Origin of the sequence: Pseudoalteromonas sp. CO109Y (assembly GCF_004208935.1) — a bacterium.
Lineage (GTDB): Bacteria > Pseudomonadota > Gammaproteobacteria > Enterobacterales > Alteromonadaceae > Pseudoalteromonas > Pseudoalteromonas shioyasakiensis.
In genome coordinates, this window is the sequence record NZ_SGPD01000024.1 from 89062 (window position 1) to 109482 (window position 20421).

Sequence of the window (20421 nt, forward strand, 5' to 3'; positions counted from 1 at the left end):
GTTATAGATATATATTTTCTACATTAATTGGCATTTAATTTGGTTAACTATCGCGTCTCGGTTCGCATTTAAAATTGCCTGAGTTATAATCCGCCAATTATTTTTAACGGCACGCTCTGCGTGCCGTTTTTTAACTTAAGTAGTTTTTAATGAGTGAAAGTGTGGATAAATACGCCGACATAAGACCTTACAATGATGATGAAGTAGCTGATTCAGTAGCGCGTTTGATTGCTGATAATGCCTTTGTAGATGTAATCGCTAAGTATAACCTACCGCGCTTTTTATCGAACTTCCCATTTATTACTCGCCCATTAGTGCGCAGTCAGCTGCGTAAAAAGTGGGGCAACACCGCATCGGTTGAGCAAGTTCAGCATGAAGTGGCTGATTATTTAAATAAACTAATCACCCGTACGACTTCAGAAGTAACGTTTTCGGGCATCGATAAACTAGACCCAAAACAAGCTTACTTATTTATCTCTAATCACCGCGATATCGTGCTTGATCCTGCACTCGTTAACTGGGGCTTGTTCAAGCACAACATGCCGACAGTTCGCATCGCAATTGGTGATAACTTACTGCAAATTCCGTATATCACTGAGTTAATGCGTTTAAACAAAAGCTTTATTGTAAAGCGCTCAGCGAAAGCTCCGAAAGAGATGTTAAAAGCGCTGTCGCAGCTGTCAGCTTATATCTATGACTCACTTGCTGAAGGCCACTCAATTTGGATAGCGCAAAAAGAAGGCCGAGCAAAAGACGGTTTTGATCAAACAGATCCTGCCTTACTTAAAATGTTGCAGTTACAAGGTCGTAAGCAGAAAAAAGAATTTGCTGAGTACGTACGCGAATTAAAAATTGTGCCAGTGTCTATCTCTTATCAATACGAGCCATGCGCGATTGCTAAAGCGAAAGAGCTTTATCATAAACAGCAACATGGTCAGTATGTGAAACAGCAAGGTGAAGATATTGCTAGTATTGTTGAAGGTTTTAGTACAGCTAAAGGGCATGTACATTTAGCGTTTGGCGAACCAATTGAATCGGGCTGCGAATCACCTGAAGAGCTGGCAAAAACCATTGATCAGCAAATTGTTGATTCGTTTTTCTTACACCCTGGTAACTACATAGCGGGTGGTTGTACGCAAGCTGTGATTGACGAAAAAGATGCTGCTGCATTTAACGAGCGACTAGCAAAAGTGCCAGAGGAGCTAAAACCTTTGGTATTAGCTATGTATGCTAAACCTTTTCATCGTAAAGCAGAACTTGCCACAAGCGAATCTGAGTAAGCGAAACAGATAGTTTAAGAAGCCACTTTTTAAAGTGGCTTTTTTTATGGTTAATTTTCAGGCTATACTTTTAATATTCTTTATTAACCGGCATTTGTGATGCAACAGATTGAAATATTTGAAATTCCAAGCCCTTGCAAAGGAATATGCCAAGTTAATAACCGAGGCTATTGTAAAGGTTGCTACCGTAGTCGTGATGAGCGTTTTTATTGGAATAAGTTTACCAATGCAGAAAAACGTAAAGTCATTAGCTTATGCCAACAGCGCTATAAACGTTTCCTTCAGAAAAAACAGCAGGCAGAGCAGCAACAAAAAAATCCAGAGCAAGGCGGTTTTGATTTTTAAAATTTACTGAGGTTGTATTTCGATTTTAAAAATTGCACTGTGCCGTTTTCATCAAGCTTTTTAAGTACTTTAGTCAGTTGCGGAATTATCGCTTTATGCCGTTTATGCACAAAGTGAAAGCTCTGCATTGGCATTAGAATCTGTTTATGAAAGGCCGATTGGTCAAACCCCGGATGCTTAGTCGACAGTAAAAAGTCTAGTAATATTGTCCCTTCAACACGTTTTTGCGTGAGTAAATTAAGCTGCGCGGTGACATTTCTGACCTTGATCACATCACCATCAAATGGGTGGTTATCGATATAACTCTGTGCAGCCGGGTAGCTTGACTGAATTGCTAACGATTTAAGATCTTCATATTGGCATTGTCGGCAGTTTTTCAGTAGCACTAGATTAAAATCAAAAAGCGCATAGTCTACTTTCAATAAATTAGGGTAATCATCTTTAACATTGGCAATGCGGCCTAGTTGCCCATCGAGTACTCCTTGATTCGCGGCAACCAAGGCATTTTGATGATTAAAGTCGATAATATGGAGCTCATAGCCAATTTCTTTGTATGCCATTTTCATTAAATCAATAACATAGCGAGCTTGTGGTGTATCGGCGGGGCGATTAAAGATCAGTAAATTAGTGCTGGCACTACTTGAGAAGCAAAAAAACAGCAAAAATAAGGCAAATCTGTGACTCAGATACTTCGACAACGTGCGTTCCTTGCGTACATAAATTGCTCGTTAATTTACTGATATGTGTTTCCAAAATCAAGCTTATCCGTAGGCTTTTTAAGCTAATAAAAGGGATTAAAGCCTGTTAATTTTGTTATACTTGTGAAATCAAAAATTTATTGCTGAGAAAGTATGAGTTTCAATCTATGTAAATTGCCACGAGAGCAAAAATATCAAATTCAATTGGATTACGAAGCGTCTTTTTGGGCTTATCAAATAAAGCGTGGTAAGAACACCCGCGAAGGTGTTTACACTGCAATAAATAATCGCCCTATGTCTGAGCAAGCTTTTCTTAAGCAGCAATTTGAGCATTACCTTTCGCTAATGAGCTAACCATGGCTGCGTTTAGATTTTGTTTACTTGAGCCAATTAAAACGCCGTTAGTAAACAAATTTTATGATAAACACAAGGCTCGCGGCAGAGCGAGCAAAGCTGACCAAGTATGGGTTGCTTACAAAGAAACAGAAATAATTGCCGCTTGCCGAGTTCAAAACCAAGCAGGGCTGTTATTTTTATCGACCCTTTATGTTGATGAAGTATGGCGGGGTCAAAAAATTGCCTCACAATTACTTGCGGCTGTCACCGCTGCACAAAAAGGGACAGTTTTTACCTTCGTGTACCAAAATCTGATTGATTTTTATCTACAAAATGGGTTTAACTATGCATTAACATTACCCAATTCTTTGCAATCGTTGTTTGAGGTATATGCGCATCGAAACGTAGTTGCGATGCACTTTACGCGTGACACAGTGCCAAGTTAGCAATTTGGAACGTCAATGACTAAGTTCTTCTCCAGTATAGCGTTATTTTTTATTTTGACCTGTGGCTTGTTTAGCCATCCCGCTATCTCGCAGGTAAAACGTTTATCAACCAGTGAAGGCTTATCGCAAAGTTATGTAAACACTATGCTTATCGATAACAGTGGCTACTTGTGGTTATCGACTGAAGGTGGCCTCAATCGCTACGATGGTTATCAGGTGGTTCATATCAAAGGTCCTAATGGTGAGCTTGAAGATGCCATCATTGACCGTATTTACCAAGATCCACAAGGCTATATCTGGATAGCTTCACTACAAGCGGGTTTATTCCGCTATGATCCCACTTCCGATACTTATCAGCAGTTTATTGCTAAACCAACCACTGAAGAGCAAATTTTTATTGAGTCGGTGTTTAGCATGGTAGCTGTTGATGACAAAACACTTTGGCTAGGGCGAGGCTGGGATTTTGCCAAACTAGACTTAGAAACGAAAAAAATCACCTCTATTTTTGAAATTCCTGAGCGAGTTAAAAGCAGTGTTATTCGAGAGCTTTTCGCGTACCAAGGTTATATTTTTATGGGCACCAGTAATGGTGCTTATGTCTATGAGCTGGCATCAGGAAAAGTCCGTAAACTTGAGCATTTGCAAAATGAGCCAAGTCATATTTATCAAAATTATGTGAAATCGTTCGCTATTATCAATGAACAAACATTGCTAGTGGGGGCTGTTAGAGGCCTTTATCAGGTTGATATTAGCAATTTAAAAGCAATGTTTGATACCCCAGACATCTCCTTTAAAAATAAAACACTCATTAGTGAATTAAATATTTGGAAGATTATTCCTGAGGCTAACTCTATTACGCTTGGCACTGATAAAGGGTTATTTGAATATAACCCTGAAACGGGTGAGTTAGCTAAGAATATGCGCCTAAAGGAAAGTGGTTACACACTAGCTGACACCAGCATTATTGATATTGTGAAAGACCGCTCTGGTGGAATGTGGCTGGCAACCAAAAATGATGGTGCATTCTATCAGTCATACGACAATTACAATTTTATCAATGTAACAGCCAACTCATTAACAGGCGATGGGCTATCTCACCACTCAATTTGGAGTATCACTGAGTTTCAAAATCGTCTCTGGCTTGCCACCCATAATGGTTTAACAGCGGTTGATTTAGAAACCTACGAAAGTGAAGTGTTTTTAAAAGATTATCAGGTTGACCTTATAACCACTGAGTTCAGTATTTACCAAATCATGCCCTACAAAGATAAGTTATGGCTGCATACTAATCGCGGTATTTTAAGCTTTGATCCGAAAACCGGGCAGGCCACCCAAGTCAAAGCCGCAAATCCCGAGAATCAGGTTTTAATTAACGATTGGGTGCATGGCATATTGTTGATGCCATCGGGGGACCTTTACTATGTTCACCCTGATTACGGCATGTTTGTTTATAATATCGATAGCCAAAAAGTGACCCGACTAGGCGGCAAGTTTGATGAGTTTGAGCCGTTTTTAGCCTACGGATTTTTACCTGCGTTGTCGTCAAACCCAAAAGCGCCGTTATTTTATAATGCGGGTATTCTGTATCAAGTTGACCCTGATACATACGATCTCTCGACGATATATAAAGTACCAGAACAGCATGAAAATGTTGCTGTGAATGTGATGTCTTACATCATAGATAACAACAATGTGTTGTGGTTATCGCTTTCAAACTTTGGCTTAATCGGCTTAGATGCCAGCACTTATGAGCATATTTATACCATCGACCTTGAGAAAAATAAGTTAGGTACTTTGTTATACGACATGGTGCTTGATGAAGCGGGCATGATCTGGATGAGTAGCCACAAAGGACTTTGGCGACTAAACCCAGATAATTTACATTTTCAGCAATTTACTGGCTCAGAAGGGTTATTCTCGACCGAGTTTAATAGTGGTGCATTTACTAAGCTTGAGTCAGGGCAAATTGTCTATGGTACGCTAAAAGGCTTTACTTATTTTTACCCTATGGATAACCACTATCAGCAAGCTTTAATTGATCACGTAAATATTACTAACCTTGATTTGATGTCGCGCGATTTACCTGCTGAGTTAAAACAGCCTATCGATAGTGTTGTCCTTGAGCATGATGATATAGGCCTTGAAGTTGCCTTTTCGGCGATGGCATTTAACTATCAAGAACGTATCATTTATGAATACCAGCTTGGTGATGGTCAAAAAACCTATACCCGCAATAACAACCGAGTGCTCTTCCCAAAACTTAGTGCAGGAAAATACCACCTTAAGGTATGGGCAAAAGATCCATTAACCGGAGAGTTAACGCCGCCGGCAATTTTAAATATCGAAGTGAAATACCCACCTTGGCGTGCACCTCACTTTATTGTTTTGTATGTGATTTTGGTTGCACTGTTTGTTGCTGCATGGGTGTTTAGACGTAACCGTATGCAACAAATATTGCTAGCCGCCCATAAAGAAAGTAAAGAGAGTGAAGCACGATTGAAGCTTGCTCTTGAAGGCAGCCATTCTGGAGTATGGGATTGGTCATCGCAAAGCCCGATTATTTATCAGCCGCGTCTTAAAAATGAGTTAGGTTATGAAACTGACAGCGTTAATTTAGATGATTATTTAGCAAAGATTCACCCTCATGATAAACAAACTTTCAGGTTAGAGTGGTTAGAGTTTTTATCTACACAAAAAGGCTATTTCAATTGCACTTACAGACTACGTCATGCTGATGGTAATTGGCGCTGGTATAAAGACTTTGGCAAAGTGGTTGAGTGGCAAGACAGCGCCCCTGAAAAAGTAGCGGGCACCTACACAAATATGACCCGTGAACTGGTATTTGAAGAAAATGCCCGCTTGTTTGGTGCAGCATTTGAACAAACTCGCGACTGGGTGTTTATCTTAGATAAAAATCTGCGTATTCGCGCTACCAATAAGTCATTCCAAGATGCCTTTGGTTTTCCTGCAGAGCCTCGCTCTAGCCGTTCGCTCACACTTGGTATGCCTATATCTACCCGTATCCATTACTTACGCATTATGCAAAAGCTTGAATCGGGTGAGCACTTTTCAGCCGAAGATGTTGTTGAAGTTGCTGGCGGTGAAAAGCGCCAAGTATTAATAAAAATAAGTGCGGTTGCAGGCAATAATCGCCAACTTGATAGCTATGTGATTATAGTTACTGATATTAGCGCGCAAAAGCTGGCTGAAAACGAGCTGCATCTACTGGCCAACTACGATGCTTTGACGGGGCTGCCAAATAAAACCTTGTTCAACGACCGAGTCGTTCACGCTATTGAGCAAGCGGATTACCATCAAACAAAAGTGGCGTTATTAAACGTTAATATTAAGCGCTTTAAGCACTTTAATGATTCGCTTGGGCGTGAAGAGTCTGATGAATTAATTAAGCGTGTTGCTAAGCGTTTAAAACAGGTGTTGCGTCCACAAGATAGCGTGGCACGTTTCGATGGTGACGAGTTTGTGATCCTTGCCGAAGATTTTAAACAGCTTGATGAGTTACTGCTGTTATGTGCAAAAGTGATGGATTGTGTCGATACTCATATTGAATTGAGCCAGCAAGCTGTAAAAGTGAACCTTAGCGTAGGTGTTGCTGTTTATCCAGATGATGCAAAGGACACCAAAGCCTTATTGAAAGCCTCCAATGTGGCACTGTACCACGCGAAAAGTCATGTTGAAGGCTGTTATCAGTTCTATAAGCAAGAAATGAATTTACAAGTGCAGCGTACTTTGCACCTTGAATCACAGTTAAGTAAAGCTTACCAAGAACATGAGTTTTGTAATTTTTATCAGCCAATTGTGAGCGCTGAGACTCGCCAAGTGGCGGGGCTTGAAGTGTTGTTACGTTGGCCGAGTAATGATGAATATAAACCAGAAGACTTTGCAAATGCTGCAGAAAGCTCCGGGCTAATTACCAAAATTATGCTACAGACTCTATCAAGAGCATTGATTGAGCTGCGCCAATGGCGTACCACGCATTCTGATTTATATATTTCGATTAATCTCTCAGCTCTTGATTTTGAAAGCGAAAATCTGGTTGAGAAAATACATCAATCAATAAGCGCAATTAAGGTTCCTGCGAGCGCATTAGTGTTTGAGATCACCGAATCAGTGATGATGCATGATTCAGATAAAGCGCAGCAAAGTATGGAAAAACTCAAAGCGCTAGGCTGTCGTATTTATATGGATGACTTTGGAACGGGTTATGCCTCACTGACCTACTTGAAACGTTTTCCGGTTGATGTGCTGAAAATAGACAAAAGCTTTGTTAATGACATTGGGGTCGATAAAGGTGATGAAGCGATTATCAACTCAACGCTTACCTTAGCAAAAAGTTTGGGTAAAGAGTGTGTAGCAGAAGGAGTTGAAAACCGCACTCAATTGCAGTTCTTACGCTCTTTAGGTTGTGAGTATTTCCAAGGTTACCTGTTTAGCAAACCTGTAGCGGGTGATGAAGTGAAAGCGCTTTTAGATACCCAATGGGATGATGAGTTTTCAGGGTAAAGCTAAAGCTTTACCCTTTTCGTTAATCTTGGCGTTTACCACAGTGGCGGCAATACAGATTGCGATTGCGGTTTTTAAGTTCGTTATGAATCGCTTTATTCGCCTCTTGCTGACTTAAACCCAGTTTATACCGTAAGTTTTCTAAGTGCTCTTCTTCAACAGGCGATAAGTGCCCATCTTCAACGGCTTCATGCACTGCATCGGTAAACACTTGTCTGCGTTTACGTAGCTGCTCAGAAAAGCTTGAGGCTAACAAACCAGTTGGAATAGCCACCATGCCCATACTTACCAGTGTTATAGCACCACCAAATAAGCGGCCAAGGGGAGTCACAGGCACGACATCGCCATAACCAACGGTTGTTAATGTCACCATTGCCCACCACATTGCAGCAGGGATAGAACCAAATTTATCTGGCTGTACATCGTGTTCAATTAAGTAAATACCGCATGAAGCAATGATCAGCACTACGGCCATAATAAAAAATGCCGCAAGTAGTGAACTGCTTTCTTCTTTGAACGAGTTTAATAGCAGCTGCATCGCCCTTGAATAGCGTGTCAGCTTAAAGATACGCATTAACCTAAGCACTCGTAAGAAGCGTAAATCAACACTCACAAAGACCATCAGAATGGTAGGTAAAATCGCGATCAGATCAATCAGCGCCATGGGCGAAAAGAAATACTTAATGCGAATTTTTGAATTTGTTAACGGGCTTTCTTTATGCACGCTTTTATCAACACAGCACCAAAGCCTGAGCACATATTCTAAGGTAAAGATACCGACAGAAATCAGCTCAATCATTAAAAATTCGTGATGATATTGCTTTGCTAAAGGGCCGACTGACTCCAACACAATCGCCACCACATTAATCATGATCAACGACATTAAAAACACGTCGAGAGCGCGTCCTATACGTCGATATTTACCGTTACCTTCAAAAACTCGTGCAGTGTAATTTCTTAAACGATGCAAAATAATGATCCAGTTTTAGTTAAGTTTTAGCACCATATTAATGCTGCCTTCTTCAAAGTCGCGGGTGATCTTAAACCCGAGTTTTCGTGCCAGTTCAATCATGCCAGTGTTTTCTGGCAAGGTAATACCAGCAATTTGTTTTACGCCTTGGTTTTTACAATGCTCTATTGCCGCATTCATTAATATTGTGCCAAGCCCTAAACCTTGGCAATCAGAGCGCACCACAATTGCAAACTCAGCATCGAGTTTGTCTGGATCCATCAATACACGAGACACCCCTAATGTACAGGCTGAACCATTTTGCTCTTGGCTGACAATAAACGCCATTTCTCGGTCATAATCAATTTGCGTCATTTTCGCGAGCTGATCATGGTTAAATTGCGGTAATTCACCGAAGAAGCGTTTATATCTGTCTTCTTTACTCAATGATTGATCAAACTCTAAGTGAGCTTGCTCATCTTCCGGTTTAATTGGCCTTAGCTGTGCTTGGGTATTGTTTTTAAGGGTTACTTCTTTAACCAATTCAATCGGGTAGGGGCGAATGCACAAGCGTTTACGGTTCGCTTTTGCTTTATAACGGCTAAGGCCGATAGTCGCATCAAGGACTAAAAACTGCCCGTTGCTGGCTAAAATAGGATTTAGCTCAACACTGGTAATGTCAGGTTGGTCGATAACAAGCTGCGAAATTCGGGTGAGTAGGGCGCATAAACGGTATTTATCGACTTTTTCTGGTAGTACGCGGTCTTTAAGTACGCCTTTATCGTGCGCTGCAGCAATCAGGTATTTTGCCAAGTTCATGTTCAGTGGTGGTAATGCCACTGCAGCTTGAGCGAATTCAAGTCCGGTGCCTGCTTCACCAAGTAAGATAACCGGGCCAAAGTTAGGCTCTGTTTTAATAGCGATTCGTAGCTCATTAGCACCCGCTCGTGGCGCCATCTTTTGCAATGAAAAGCCTTCAATATGGGCGTCAGGGTAGGTGTTTTTGATTCGTAGCAGCATGGCAAAGGCTGTTTGCTCAACTTCTTGTGCATCATTTAAATTAAGGACCACACCACCGACTTCTGATTTAGAAGGAATACTTGGGCTAATTAGTTTTAACGCTACCGGAAAGCCTAGTTCAATGGCTTGTTCTTTGGCTTCTGTTGGTGTGTAAGCAACCTCAGTTTGAATACAATCAATACCATAATGAGTGAGAATTTGGCTTGCTTCATGGGTTGATAAATAGCTTTGCTCTTCGGCTAAAAACTCATTCACAACAGTGCGTGCTGCGTCTTTATTTATCTTTGCATCATCGGTGTTTGATTCTGGCGTTTGCGTTAAATGCTTTTGGTTACGGCGATAACTTACCAAGTGCATAAACGCACCAACCGCACCTTCAGGTGTACGGTAGGTCGGAATGGCATTATTAGCGCAGACCTTTCGCGCAGCATACGCGGCATCTTCACCCATAAAGTTCGTCATAACATAAGGGCGAGCCATCTTCGGGATTTTTTCTAAGGTTTCGACAATAATCTCAGCGTAGTCTTCACTCGGTGCAAGCGCAGAAGGGGTATGAATGATCAGCAGGTTTTTAACTTCTTTGGCTTGCAGCAAGATTTCTAAGGCTTGTTGATATCGCCTCGGTGCTGAATCACCAAAAATATCCACCGGATTCGAGGTCATTTCTGATTGTGGGATCACTTTATTCAGTGCTGCTCTGGTCTCGTCGCTAAGCTCTGCCAGTTTCCCTGAGCTTTGCAAAAGCGTATCAACCGCCATTACACCTGGGCCGCCGCCATTGGTTAAAATAGTCAGCTGTTCGACTTTAAGTAGTTTGGGGTGCATTGCCAGTGTTTGTGTCGCAGCAAAAAGCTCTCGTAAGTCATTTACCCTTAGCATACCCGCTCGCTGGAATAGCGCATCATAGACCGCATCAGAGCTTTGTTTGCCACCAGTGTGTATTTCTGCGGCAAGGGCTCCGGCGCTGGTTTTACCGGTTTTAATGGCTATTACGGGTTTACTAAACGCAGCGGCTCGTGCTGCAGAAATAAAGCTGCGAATATCTTCTATATTATCGATATACAATAAAATAGCCTTGGTTTTTGCATCCCGACCTAAAAAGTCGAGTAACTCATCAAAGTCGATATCAAGGCAATCACCCACAGACACAAAATATGAAAAACCAATCTCTTTGTTTTTCGCCCAATCAAGAATGGTTGAGCAAACCGCCGCTGATTGCGATACAAAGGCGAGCTTTCCAGGGCTTGCAACTGTGTGCGAAAAACTAGCATTTAAGCCAATGTGAGGAATAAGCAAGCCCAAACAATTAGGCCCAAGTAAAGAGACATTTGCCTCAGCAGCAGCTTTTTTTAATGCGTGCTTTTGGTCGGCGTTTAAGCCGGCTGCAATCACCACTGCATGTTTACAGCCAAGCTCTCCAAGCTCGTTAATGATGTTGATTAAGGTGTTTTTATTAGTACAAATAACCGCAAGGTCAGGTACTTTTGGAAGTGCAGCAATGCTCGGATAGGCTAGTACGCCGTGTACAGCGCTGTGATTTAAACTAACAGGCATGATTGGGCCTTTAAAGCCCCCTTGTAAAAGGTTGCGCATAACCACAAACCCCGCTCGATTAGGAGAATTTGAGGCGCCAATGACCGCGACTGATTTAGGGTTAAAAAATTGGCTAATACGTTTAACGCTCATGCTGTTTCCTTCGCTTGCGCTGTTTGTTAAAACTTCAGGGTCTGTTAAGTTTAATACACCCAAACTAGAACCGACACGCTTCTAAAGTATTAAAAGTTATACTCATAAGATAACCTGTTTATAACTACTTTTCGAGTCAAAAACAGTGACCTACATCAAGGAGAAAAGCATGAATAAAGCGCAACCATTTAATATCGTTATTGCAGCGTGTGCATTGGCGGTTGGTTTGCTCGGATTAGGTTTTATTTTGAAAAGTGCAGCCCTTGATGTGAAAGGCATGGAGCGCACTGTTCACGTTAAAGGGTTAGCTGAAATGGAAGTGCCAGCAGACACTGTTATATGGCCGTTACAGTTTTCTGATGCCGATAACAACCTTGAAAAACTAGTTGGTCGAGTTGAAGAAAAAAGCGATGCAGTCGTTGCCTTTTTAAAGCTACATGGCTTTAGTGATGAAGAAATCAGCCTTGGTAGTCAGTCAATTATTGATAAACAAGCCCGCGAATATGGCGGCGAGAATCAGCAGTTTCGTTATATCGCCCGTAATAATGTCATTGTTTATTCAAATGACATCGAAAAAGTGCAACATGCCTTAGGCGCTGTAAGCCAATTAGCCAAGCAAGGCATTGCGATAGTACAAGACAATTACGAAACGCGTATTCAATATTTATTTAATGGTTTAAATGAAATTAAGCCAAATATGATTCAAGAAGCAACCGAAAAAGCCCGTGAAGTGGCAATGAAATTTGCCAAAGATTCACAGTCTAAATTAGGTAAAATTAAAACTGCGCGTCAGGGGCAGTTTTCAATTTCTGATAGAGATTCAAACACACCTCAGCTGAAAAAAGTGCGTGTTGTTACCAGTGTTGAATATTATCTATCTGACTAAACCCAATACCACAGATAAAGGCAGCCGCATGCGTGTACATACAATCACCATGCGGCAAAGCGCTCCAAGCATAAAGCCACCACTAAATGCCACAGCCACCCCCAATAAGCCAAACTGATCTTTTAACAGTATTGCCATTAAAACCGTGACACTGGTTGCGCCAAGTAATACGTACAAGTTAATAAGCGGGTTGCCTTTTAATTTGATCATACTACTGGCTAAAATTCTTGCTGGTAATAACAGTTGCCCGAGTAACAGCAGCATTAAAATCCAAAACCCTTCCTGCAATTGGCTTTCGCCATAGAGAGTGAGTAGTGGCTTTGCGAGCAGGGCAAGTAGCAAAATAGCGGCAAAGTTAAAACGCCATACCACTTTCATTAATTCGCTAAGTTGCTGCTCGGTCGTTTCATCTGCCATTAAAATGGGTTTTAAATATTGGTTGGCGGCATTGCCTAAAATAGTCAGTAAGCCAGCGATCACTACCGCAGGAAAGAAGATACTCACGCCTTGTGCACCAAACCAGTGATGCACCAGTAATACATCGAGTTTTGCTACCAACACGGTGCCTGCGCCACTGGCGAGCATGATCAAGGAGTCTTTACACCATTGCTTGGTTTGGTAGCGGGCAGTGCTTGCGACGATCATTTTTTTGATTAACCAATATTGATAAATGACTACGCACAAGATGCTACAAAACAACAAGATACAAATCTCGACTAAAGATAAGTCGCCACGTATCAAGTACACGAAAAAGCAAAACCCAGCTGTTAGCAATTCAAAGATACACTGCTGTGTTATTAGGCCAACTTTAGGTTTATTCAAAGCCACTAAAAAGGCCGATTGGCTTTGCATAATGGCGCCAATCGGCACCAGTAATAGTAAATAGACCACATGCTCTTGAGCGCTTTGGTGCGGTGAAATAGCTTGAAAGCTAATTACCACAGCAGCGACAAAAATCACCCCGAATAAACACGATGCCGCTAAATAAACATGTTTTAAGCCGCGTAGTAAATCATGTTGCTGAGCTTTGTAGAGCGGGTAGCTAATACGCATTAAAGATGATGCAAAACCCATACTCGCGGGTAATAACAGAATTTCACACAGTGCGAGTAACGCCGCGAAAGTACCAAACTCATCAGTACTTAATAACCTTGCAAGGCACAAGGTAAGCACAATACGGCTACCATGGTTAAGGGCGGTAAAACTACTGAGCGATAAAAACGCTTTAACAACATCCTTATTCATGAAGTTATTGATTGAGCGCGTTTAATAACTGCGCCGTTGGCACTTGCAAATAGGCCGCGCAAAGCAGCACTTTACTGTCGCTACTCGTTGATTGATTGGCACCATAAAATTGCTTAAGGGTATTTACCAAGGCGCTGACTGCCCTAGGGCTGTGGCTTTGGTCGACTTCCATCATGGCTAATAATGCAGAGAACTCATGTTTGGCTAGCATTTGAGTCGTGCTGTTTAGCGCTATAAAGCAACCAATAGGAGTGAGCTGCTGCTTATTTAATGTTTTTAATGCTATGCCTAAGCTTTCATTGCTTTCAAATAACATTAACGAACGCAAGTAATTAAAGGGTAGGTTATCAGCCTGACACTGCGTAAATAAATGATGTAGTAAGGTATTGCCCTGATTGTCTGTTACACAAAAAGCATTTTGAAATTTAAGACCAGGCGTGAAAAAGCTCAGTTTATCGATATCATCAATTAAGGCTACAGCTTCACTTGGCAGCGGGCTTGCTTCGAGTAAATGCGCTGCCACATTTTGTAAAAACAAGTATTTAACTTCACTACTGCACGCTAATTGATAGATATGTTGTAATTGTGCCGCTTGCAAAACTCCCGATAAACTTTGGTAATCGGCAATGAGTTCTTTTAACTGATGATGTTGAAGTCGGCTGTTCAATTGCTCAATCGCGCTTTGCATGAAAATACTCGTTTTTTATTATTTATACATTTATAGCTCAACTAGTTGTTTAAATAAATAAAAAAGGCCGCTGAGCGGCCTTTTTCAAGTCTTTATTGGTTAAGCTGCTTGTTTCTTAGCAACCCATTGGTCAACAAACTTCTCTAGTACATTTAACGGTACTGCACCATTTTTAAGTACTACATCGTGGAATTCACGAATATCGAATTTATCGCCTAGTTTTTCTTTAGCCGCTTCACGAAGCTCTAAAATTTTCAGCATGCCCACTTTGTATGCCGTTGCTTGTGAAGGCATTACAATGTGACGCTCAACCATTTTAACGCCATCAGACGTCGCATTTGGTGTGTTATTTACGTAGTAGTCGATACCTTCTTGACGTGTCCACTTCATAGCATGGATACCTGTATCTACTACAAGGCGACATGCACGCCATAATTCCATCGCAAGACGGCCAAAATCTGAATATGGGTCTTCGTATAAGCCCATTTCTTTTGGTACTAGCTCAGAGTATAAACCCCAACCTTCAACATATGCTGTATAGCCGCCAAACTTACGGAACTTAGGTACGCCTTCAAGCTCTTGCGCGATAGCAATTTGCATGTGGTGACCCGGAATACCTTCGTGGTATGCAAGTGCTTCCATTTGGTATGTTGGCATTGCTTCCATATCGTAAAGGTTTGCGTAGTAAATACCTGGGCGTGAACCATCTGGTGCAGGTTGTTGGTAGAACGCTTTACCAGCTGCTTTTTCACGGAATGCTTCAACAGCTTTAACTTTAAGGTCAGCTTTTGGCTTAACAATGAATAGCTCGTCTAGACGAGATTTCATGTTATCGATAAGCGCTGTTGCCTCATCAAGGTAACGTTGTTTACCTTCAGCTGTGTTAGGGTAGTAGAACTGCTTATCAGTTTTCATGAATTGCATGAATGCTTTAAGGTCACCTTTAAAGCCTACTTTGTCCTTAATCTCACGCATTTCGTCGTGAATACGCGCGACTTCAGCTAAACCGATTGTGTGGATTTCTTTTGCTGTTAAATCAGTTGTTGTGGTACGTGCTAAAGCATTATTGTAGAACGCTTCACCGTCAGGGAATTTCCAAGCACCATCACGGTCATCAGCGCGTTTTTCTAACTGAGCTAAGAAGTTAATTAGCTTAGTGTAAGAAGGTTTTACTGCTGCTTTTAGGGCTTTTTCAGCATCGCTGATAAGTGCTGATTTTTCGCTATCAGCAATCTCTAACGCATTAACTTTACGTTTAAAGTCAGCTAGTAACGTTGAGTCTTCACCGTCATGGAATGGTGCGCCGCGTAAGATATTATTGCTTGAATCAATTACGTGTGGGAAAACAAACTTAGGCGCGATAATGCCTTTATCTGCACGTACTTCAAGGTCTTTGATTAGCTGATCAATAACCGTTGTAACACCATTTAAACGTGAGATATACGCTTTAGCATCAGATACATCGGCAATTTGATGTTGGTTGATTAAAAACGCAGGGATCATCGAGTGAACACCAAACATTTGGTTCACAGGGTAGTTGTAATGACGCCATTTGAAATCAGCAATTTCGTTTTCTAAATCTTGCTTTTTAAGGTCGTAGCTTACTTTTGTTGCGTCATCTAATAGGTCACGGTTAATTGCGTTAAGCGCAACTAGGTCAGCTTTAGTTTGTTCAAAGTCTTCTAAAACGCGCTCTTCGCTGCCATCGTCCCATTTGTCGTAATCTTTTTTGATGCCCATGTATGTTTGATAGATAGGGCTTTTCATTACATCACGGTTAAAAGTATCTTCGAAGAAGGCATTAGCTTTATCGATTTCACTTTGTACAGGTTGGCTTTGTACACTTGGTGCAGGCTTCGGTTGCTCTTGCATTTGTTGGCAGCCGCCAAGTAATGCAACACTTACCGCCGCAGCGATGAAGGTCAGTTTACGCATTATCGTTCCTTTGTAGTTGTTAGAAATTTAATTATAATTCTTAAACGAATAATTCTAGCAGGTCATTTAAAAAGCGATGGCCTTTTTGGCTTACCAGCCAGTTATCTTTATCATCAATTAGTAAGCCTTTTGCAATTGCATCAGTCAAGGCTTGTTCCTGACTTTGCAGTGACAAACTTGTAAGCAAAGGTAAATCAGCTTTGGGGCAGGGTTCAACTAAACGAAAACGATTCATAAAGAATTCAAAAGCTAAGTCGTCTTCTGCTACTTGCCATTGTTCGTATAAATACGGTTTGGCAAGATCCATATAACCTCGAGGGTGTTTTACTTTCACCGTACGGGTGATGACTTTATTTTCATCAGTAATTTTACCATGGGCACCGCAGCCGATACCGAGATAATCGCCAAATCGCCAATAATTCAAGTTATGACGGCATTGGTAACCGGGCTTCGCGTAGCCTGAGATCTCGTATTGCTCATAACCTGCTGCGGCTAGTAACGCTTGACCTTGTTCTTGAATATCCCAAAGGGTGTCGTCATGAGGTAAGGTCGGTGGCTTAGAAGCAAACTGAGTATTTGGCTCAATTGTTAGCTGATACCACGAGATATGAGGTGGATTAAGGGCGATAATTTTTTCAAGGTCACCCAAGGCGTCTGCAACAGATTGCCCAGGTAAGCCATGCATTAAATCAAGGTTAAAGCTGTTTAGCCCCGCTTGATGCGCCTGTTTAGCCGCATAACTTGCTTCATCAGCACCATGAATACGGCCAAGGGCTTTTAGCTTGTCATTTTGCATGCTTTGCACACCAATCGAAATACGATTGATGCCAGCGGCAACATATTCTTTAAAGCGACCTGTTTCGACGGTACCTGGGTTTGCCTCTAGGGTAATTTCACAGTCATCAGTTAGGCCAATTAATCTGTCGACTTCACCAAGTAGGCGAGTATAAGCGTCACCAGTTAATAAGCTTGGGGTGCCGCCGCCAATAAAGATGCTATGGATTTTACGCCCTTGCACTAAGTGCAAATCGGCCTTGAGATCATCAATTAGATGCTGAACGTATTCTTTTTCGGGGATCGTGCCTTTTTGGCCATGGCTATTAAAGTCACAGTATGGGCACTTTTGCACGCACCAAGGCACGTGCACATATAAACTTAAAGGCGGTAAACTCACAGGCCGCCTTTTTGCTGCAATTGCGCAAGTAATTGTTTTAAAGCTTGGCCGCGATGGCTAAGGGCATTTTTTTGCTCCTTAGTTAACTGAGCGCTAGTGCATTGCTCAGACGGTACGTAAAAAACAGGATCATAACCAAAACCACCCTGACCATCTTGGCTATAGGTGATTTCACCTTCCCAACTGGCACTACAAATAAGTGGTGTAGGGTCGTCGGCGTGGCGCATTAATACTAACACACACCAAAAACGCGCACTGCGAACTGGGTTATCAGCAAGCTCTTTTAGTAGCTTGTCGATATTATCTTGATCGCTGGCACCCGCTCCGGCAAAACGTGCAGAGTACACACCAGGTGCTCCATTTAGGCCGTCTACTTCAAGACCTGAGTCATCAGCAATCGCAGGCAAGCCTGTGATCTTTGCTGCATGGCGCGCTTTAATAATGGCGTTTTCAACAAATGTGGTGCCTGTTTCTGGCACGTCTGGCACTTGAAAATCGCTTTGTGGAACTACGTTAATATTAAGTGGGCTGAGCATACTAGCCAGCTCTTTTACTTTGCCAGGGTTACCCGTGGCTAAAACCAAGGTGTTGTTCATAGGTCTATTAATCTACGTAAAATTTTTGCTGAAACTTCAGCGTTTGTACTTTGCCATTTTGATTAATTTCGATATCAAAACGGTAAATTTCTTCGTTGCTGTAATCGATTTGCGCGAGGTAATAAATCGCATCGCCTTCCACAACTTCTTTAAATGTAAGCTGTTTTTTATTACCAAGTAGGTTACGTGCAGTGCCAGTTAAAGTTGCAGTCTGCGCTGTTTTATCGCTGTTTTTTAATACCGAAATATTAATAATCCCTTTGCTAGGGCTACGCTCTAAATCATAGTTTTTAGCAATGTTTGGCTGAATAAAAGTCGATGGAAATGCAATGTAATGAACTTCCCAAGGGCCAAGAATCTTGTACTGGGCGCCTGCTTGTTCATCAGCTTTGGCAAAGGTTGTAAATAAACTCAATACAATCAAAGAAAAATAAATAAATTGCTTCATGGTATATCTCACTTAACAAAAGAGGCCTTTCGGCCCCTTACTGCTTAACGTTAAACGCTTAGCCAATTAAATCCATTACTAAAAACTGTAAAAACTGTAGACCAATAATCAACACTAAGATTGATAGGTCTAGACCACCTAGTGGTGGGATAATCTTACGAATAGGGCGCAACATCGGCTCAGTTAGCTGGTGGAATACAGCCTCAATAGGGTTGTAGCCTTGGCTTACCCAACTTAGTAAAGCACGAATAATTAATACCCAAAATAGTAAGTTTAGGCCTTCTTTAACTACCGTAATTAACGCTTGAATAAATACCGGACCAGGCGCCCAAGCGTTATAAAACATCAGAAAAATAACACTGAGTTTTGCTACAGCAACTAAATAAGCAAGCACTAACGAGGCAATATCAAAGCCACCCACTCCTGGGATGATTTTACGAAGTGGGTTCACTGCGAACGAAGTGGCTTTTACCACAAACTGGCTCATAGGGTTGTAAAAGTCAGCTTTTGCCGCTTGTAACCAAAAGCGTAAAAGGACCACCATTAAAAAGAGATCAAAAATAATCCCAACTAAAAAGTGCATGGCTTGCATAGTTTTACCTTCAAAAAGTAAGCTTAAAGTTCTTTTTCCATCGCTTCAGCGCGAGCAATACAGGCATCCATTGCATCTGCAACTGTGCCGACTAAACCTTGTGATTTAAGATGCTCAACAGCTTCGTGAGTCGTACCCCCTTTAGAGGTTACGTTTGCACGTAGCTGAGAAATACTGATGTCTGGTTGCGAAAGAGCCATTTCGGCAGCACCCAGTGCGGTTTGTTGCACTAAACGGCGCGCATCTTCATCGCTAAAGCCAAGTGCTTTCGCTTTTTCTTCAATAGCTTCCATAAATAGGAAGAAGTAAGCAGGTGATGAGCCTGTAACAGCAATGATGTCGTTGATTTGTGACTCTTGCTCAACCCAAACTACAATGCCTGTACACTCAAAAACTTGTTGTACAAACTCGTGCTCTTCAGCGGTTTCGCCAGCGCCATAAAGACCTGAAACACCACGGCCTAGTAATGATGGTGTATTTGGCATACAACGTACCATTTTCACATCTTGACCTAGCATTTCACGTAAACGGCTAACGGTAAGGCCAGCGGCCACTGAAATAAATAGCTTGTCGCTAAAATCAACGCCTGAATCTTGGAATGATTGGCAAAGATCGCCCATCATTTGTGGTTTAACAGATAAGACAATCACATCTGCATCGCGAAGTGCCGCGTTGTTATCCGCGGTAGTTTGCACCCCGAAATCAGCAGCAACCTTAGCTAATTTTTCTTGGTTGCGATTGGTTGCAATGATGTTTTTTGCTGCAAAACCGTTCTTTACCATGCCGCCAATGATGGCGTAGCTCATGTTACCCGTGCCTATAAATGCGATTTTTTTGTCTGACATATGTCTGTTATCACCTTTTAATTTCGTTGGCCAAATATATCCGTGCCAATGCGTACCATGGTTGAACCTGCTGCAATCGCCGCTTCAACATCGTTACTCATACCCATCGACAAGGTGTCTACTTGGGGATATTGGGCCTTTAGTTTATCAAAGCAAGCGCTTAATTGCTCAAAATATTGTAATTGTAGCTGGGCATCGTCGGTTTTGGCAGGAATCGCCATCACACCGCGCAGGCATAAATTAGGACATTGATTGACGAATTCGGCCAATGCCATTAGCTCGTCTGGGTGGCAGCCTGACTTAGCCTCTTCTAAACTAATATTAATTTGAATTAATACATTGAGCGGGGCTTTGTCGGCTGGTCGTTGCTCGTTAAGACGTTTTGCAATTTTAGTGCGGTCAACGCTTTGCACCCAATCAAAATGCGTGGCTACTTGGGCACTTTTATTTGATTGAATAGGGCCGATAAAGTGCCAAACAATGTCTTTATAATCAGCCAATGCTGTGACTTTTGTTACCGCTTCTTGAACGTATGATTCGCCAAACTGGCGTTGACCATGCTTATAGGCAGCAATAATATCGTCGGCAGGTTTTGTTTTTGAAACAGCCAATAGGTTGATTGATTGCTCATCGCGGTGATTATTTTTTGCAGCTTGAGCAATTCTTGCGTAGGCGGATGTAAGTCGTTCTGCTATTGTAACCATATAATTATCAGTTGGTTGTGGAGTCAT

At 41.8% G+C, this 20421-nt stretch carries 18 protein-coding genes; 6 read left to right on the forward strand and 12 right to left on the reverse strand.

The features are described from left to right. Window positions 1–149: 149 nt before the first annotated feature. Window positions 150–1280 (forward strand): 1-acyl-sn-glycerol-3-phosphate acyltransferase, encoded by a 1131-nt coding sequence (locus EXT43_RS09105; protein WP_054562756.1) that lies wholly within the window; start codon window positions 150–152, stop codon window positions 1278–1280. 99 nt (window positions 1281–1379) lie between these two features. Continuing rightward, window positions 1380–1625: a DUF1289 domain-containing protein gene (locus EXT43_RS09110; RefSeq protein WP_130166809.1), complete on the forward strand. Its 246-nt coding sequence runs from the start codon at window positions 1380–1382 to the stop codon at window positions 1623–1625. On the opposite strand, the gene EXT43_RS09115 is transcribed toward EXT43_RS09110, so the two are convergent. After that, window positions 1622–2323: a transporter substrate-binding domain-containing protein gene (locus EXT43_RS09115; protein WP_240701482.1), complete on the reverse strand. Its 702-nt coding sequence runs from the start codon at window positions 2321–2323 to the stop codon at window positions 1622–1624. The genes EXT43_RS09110 and EXT43_RS09115 overlap by 4 nt on opposite strands. Window positions 2324–2476: 153 nt before the next feature. Here EXT43_RS09115 and EXT43_RS09120 point away from each other — a divergent pair, with 153 nt between their 5' ends. The 3 genes from EXT43_RS09120 to EXT43_RS09130 are packed head-to-tail and all read left to right on the forward strand — an operon-like array spanning window position 2477 to window position 7626. Next, window positions 2477–2677 (forward strand): DUF3283 family protein, encoded by a 201-nt coding sequence (locus EXT43_RS09120; RefSeq protein WP_036966037.1) that lies wholly within the window; start codon window positions 2477–2479, stop codon window positions 2675–2677. Window positions 2678–2679: 2 nt separating this feature from the next. Continuing rightward, complete coding sequence (locus EXT43_RS09125; RefSeq protein WP_054562753.1) at window positions 2680–3105, forward strand: GNAT family N-acetyltransferase; 426 nt, start codon at window positions 2680–2682, stop codon at window positions 3103–3105. A gap of 15 nt (window positions 3106–3120) precedes the next feature. Then, window positions 3121–7626 (forward strand): EAL domain-containing protein, encoded by a 4506-nt coding sequence (locus EXT43_RS09130; RefSeq protein WP_063527267.1) that lies wholly within the window; start codon window positions 3121–3123, stop codon window positions 7624–7626. 22 nt (window positions 7627–7648) lie between these two features. Here EXT43_RS09130 and EXT43_RS09135 read toward each other — a convergent pair whose 3' ends face one another. Then, the gene (locus EXT43_RS09135; RefSeq protein ID WP_062566139.1) at window positions 7649–8602 is read right to left on the reverse strand and encodes an ion transporter; all 954 of its coding nucleotides are present in this window, start codon (window positions 8600–8602) and stop codon (window positions 7649–7651) included. A 9-nt stretch (window positions 8603–8611) separates the two neighbouring features. Continuing rightward, on the reverse strand, window positions 8612–11281 hold the full coding sequence (locus tag EXT43_RS09140; RefSeq protein ID WP_130166810.1) for a bifunctional acetate--CoA ligase family protein/GNAT family N-acetyltransferase: 2670 nt from the start codon (window positions 11279–11281) through the stop codon (window positions 8612–8614). Window positions 11282–11450: 169 nt separating this feature from the next. Here EXT43_RS09140 and EXT43_RS09145 point away from each other — a divergent pair, with 169 nt between their 5' ends. Beyond that, complete coding sequence (locus EXT43_RS09145) at window positions 11451–12167, forward strand: SIMPL domain-containing protein (protein WP_054562750.1); 717 nt, start codon at window positions 11451–11453, stop codon at window positions 12165–12167. Here EXT43_RS09145 and EXT43_RS09150 read toward each other — a convergent pair. The 9 genes from EXT43_RS09150 to EXT43_RS09190 all read right to left on the reverse strand — a co-directional run bounded on the left by EXT43_RS09150 (window position 12156) and on the right by EXT43_RS09190 (window position 20421). Continuing rightward, window positions 12156–13412: an oligosaccharide flippase family protein gene (locus EXT43_RS09150; protein WP_130166811.1), complete on the reverse strand. Its 1257-nt coding sequence runs from the start codon at window positions 13410–13412 to the stop codon at window positions 12156–12158. The two genes, EXT43_RS09145 and EXT43_RS09150, sit on opposite strands and share 12 nt — an antisense overlap. A 4-nt stretch (window positions 13413–13416) precedes the next feature. After that, window positions 13417–14100 carry a hypothetical protein gene (locus EXT43_RS09155; RefSeq protein WP_130166812.1) on the reverse strand — a complete coding sequence of 228 codons (684 nt, stop codon included), beginning with the start codon at window positions 14098–14100 and terminating at the stop codon, window positions 13417–13419. A gap of 99 nt (window positions 14101–14199) precedes the next feature. Further along, window positions 14200–16035, reverse strand: coding sequence for a DUF885 family protein (locus EXT43_RS09160; protein WP_062566135.1), 1836 nt, complete (start codon window positions 16033–16035; stop codon window positions 14200–14202). A 40-nt stretch (window positions 16036–16075) separates the two neighbouring features. After that, window positions 16076–17209 carry a radical SAM family heme chaperone HemW gene (hemW, locus tag EXT43_RS09165; protein ID WP_130166813.1) on the reverse strand — a complete coding sequence of 378 codons (1134 nt, stop codon included), beginning with the start codon at window positions 17207–17209 and terminating at the stop codon, window positions 16076–16078. After that, entirely contained in the window at window positions 17206–17805 is a 600-nt protein-coding gene (locus EXT43_RS09170) for an XTP/dITP diphosphatase (RefSeq protein WP_055021188.1), read from the reverse strand. Before EXT43_RS09170 ends, hemW begins: the two co-directional genes overlap by 4 nt. Window positions 17806–17812: 7 nt before the next feature. Next, complete coding sequence (locus EXT43_RS09175) at window positions 17813–18253, reverse strand: DUF4426 domain-containing protein (RefSeq protein WP_062566132.1); 441 nt, start codon at window positions 18251–18253, stop codon at window positions 17813–17815. A 58-nt stretch (window positions 18254–18311) separates the two neighbouring features. Next, window positions 18312–18845: a YggT family protein gene (locus EXT43_RS09180; protein ID WP_058586592.1), complete on the reverse strand. Its 534-nt coding sequence runs from the start codon at window positions 18843–18845 to the stop codon at window positions 18312–18314. A 23-nt stretch (window positions 18846–18868) separates the two neighbouring features. Then, window positions 18869–19690, reverse strand: coding sequence for a pyrroline-5-carboxylate reductase (gene proC / locus EXT43_RS09185; protein ID WP_062566131.1), 822 nt, complete (start codon window positions 19688–19690; stop codon window positions 18869–18871). 17 nt (window positions 19691–19707) lie between these two features. Further along, a complete protein-coding gene (locus EXT43_RS09190) occupies window positions 19708–20421 on the reverse strand; it encodes a YggS family pyridoxal phosphate-dependent enzyme (protein ID WP_130166814.1) in 714 nt (237 codons plus the stop codon).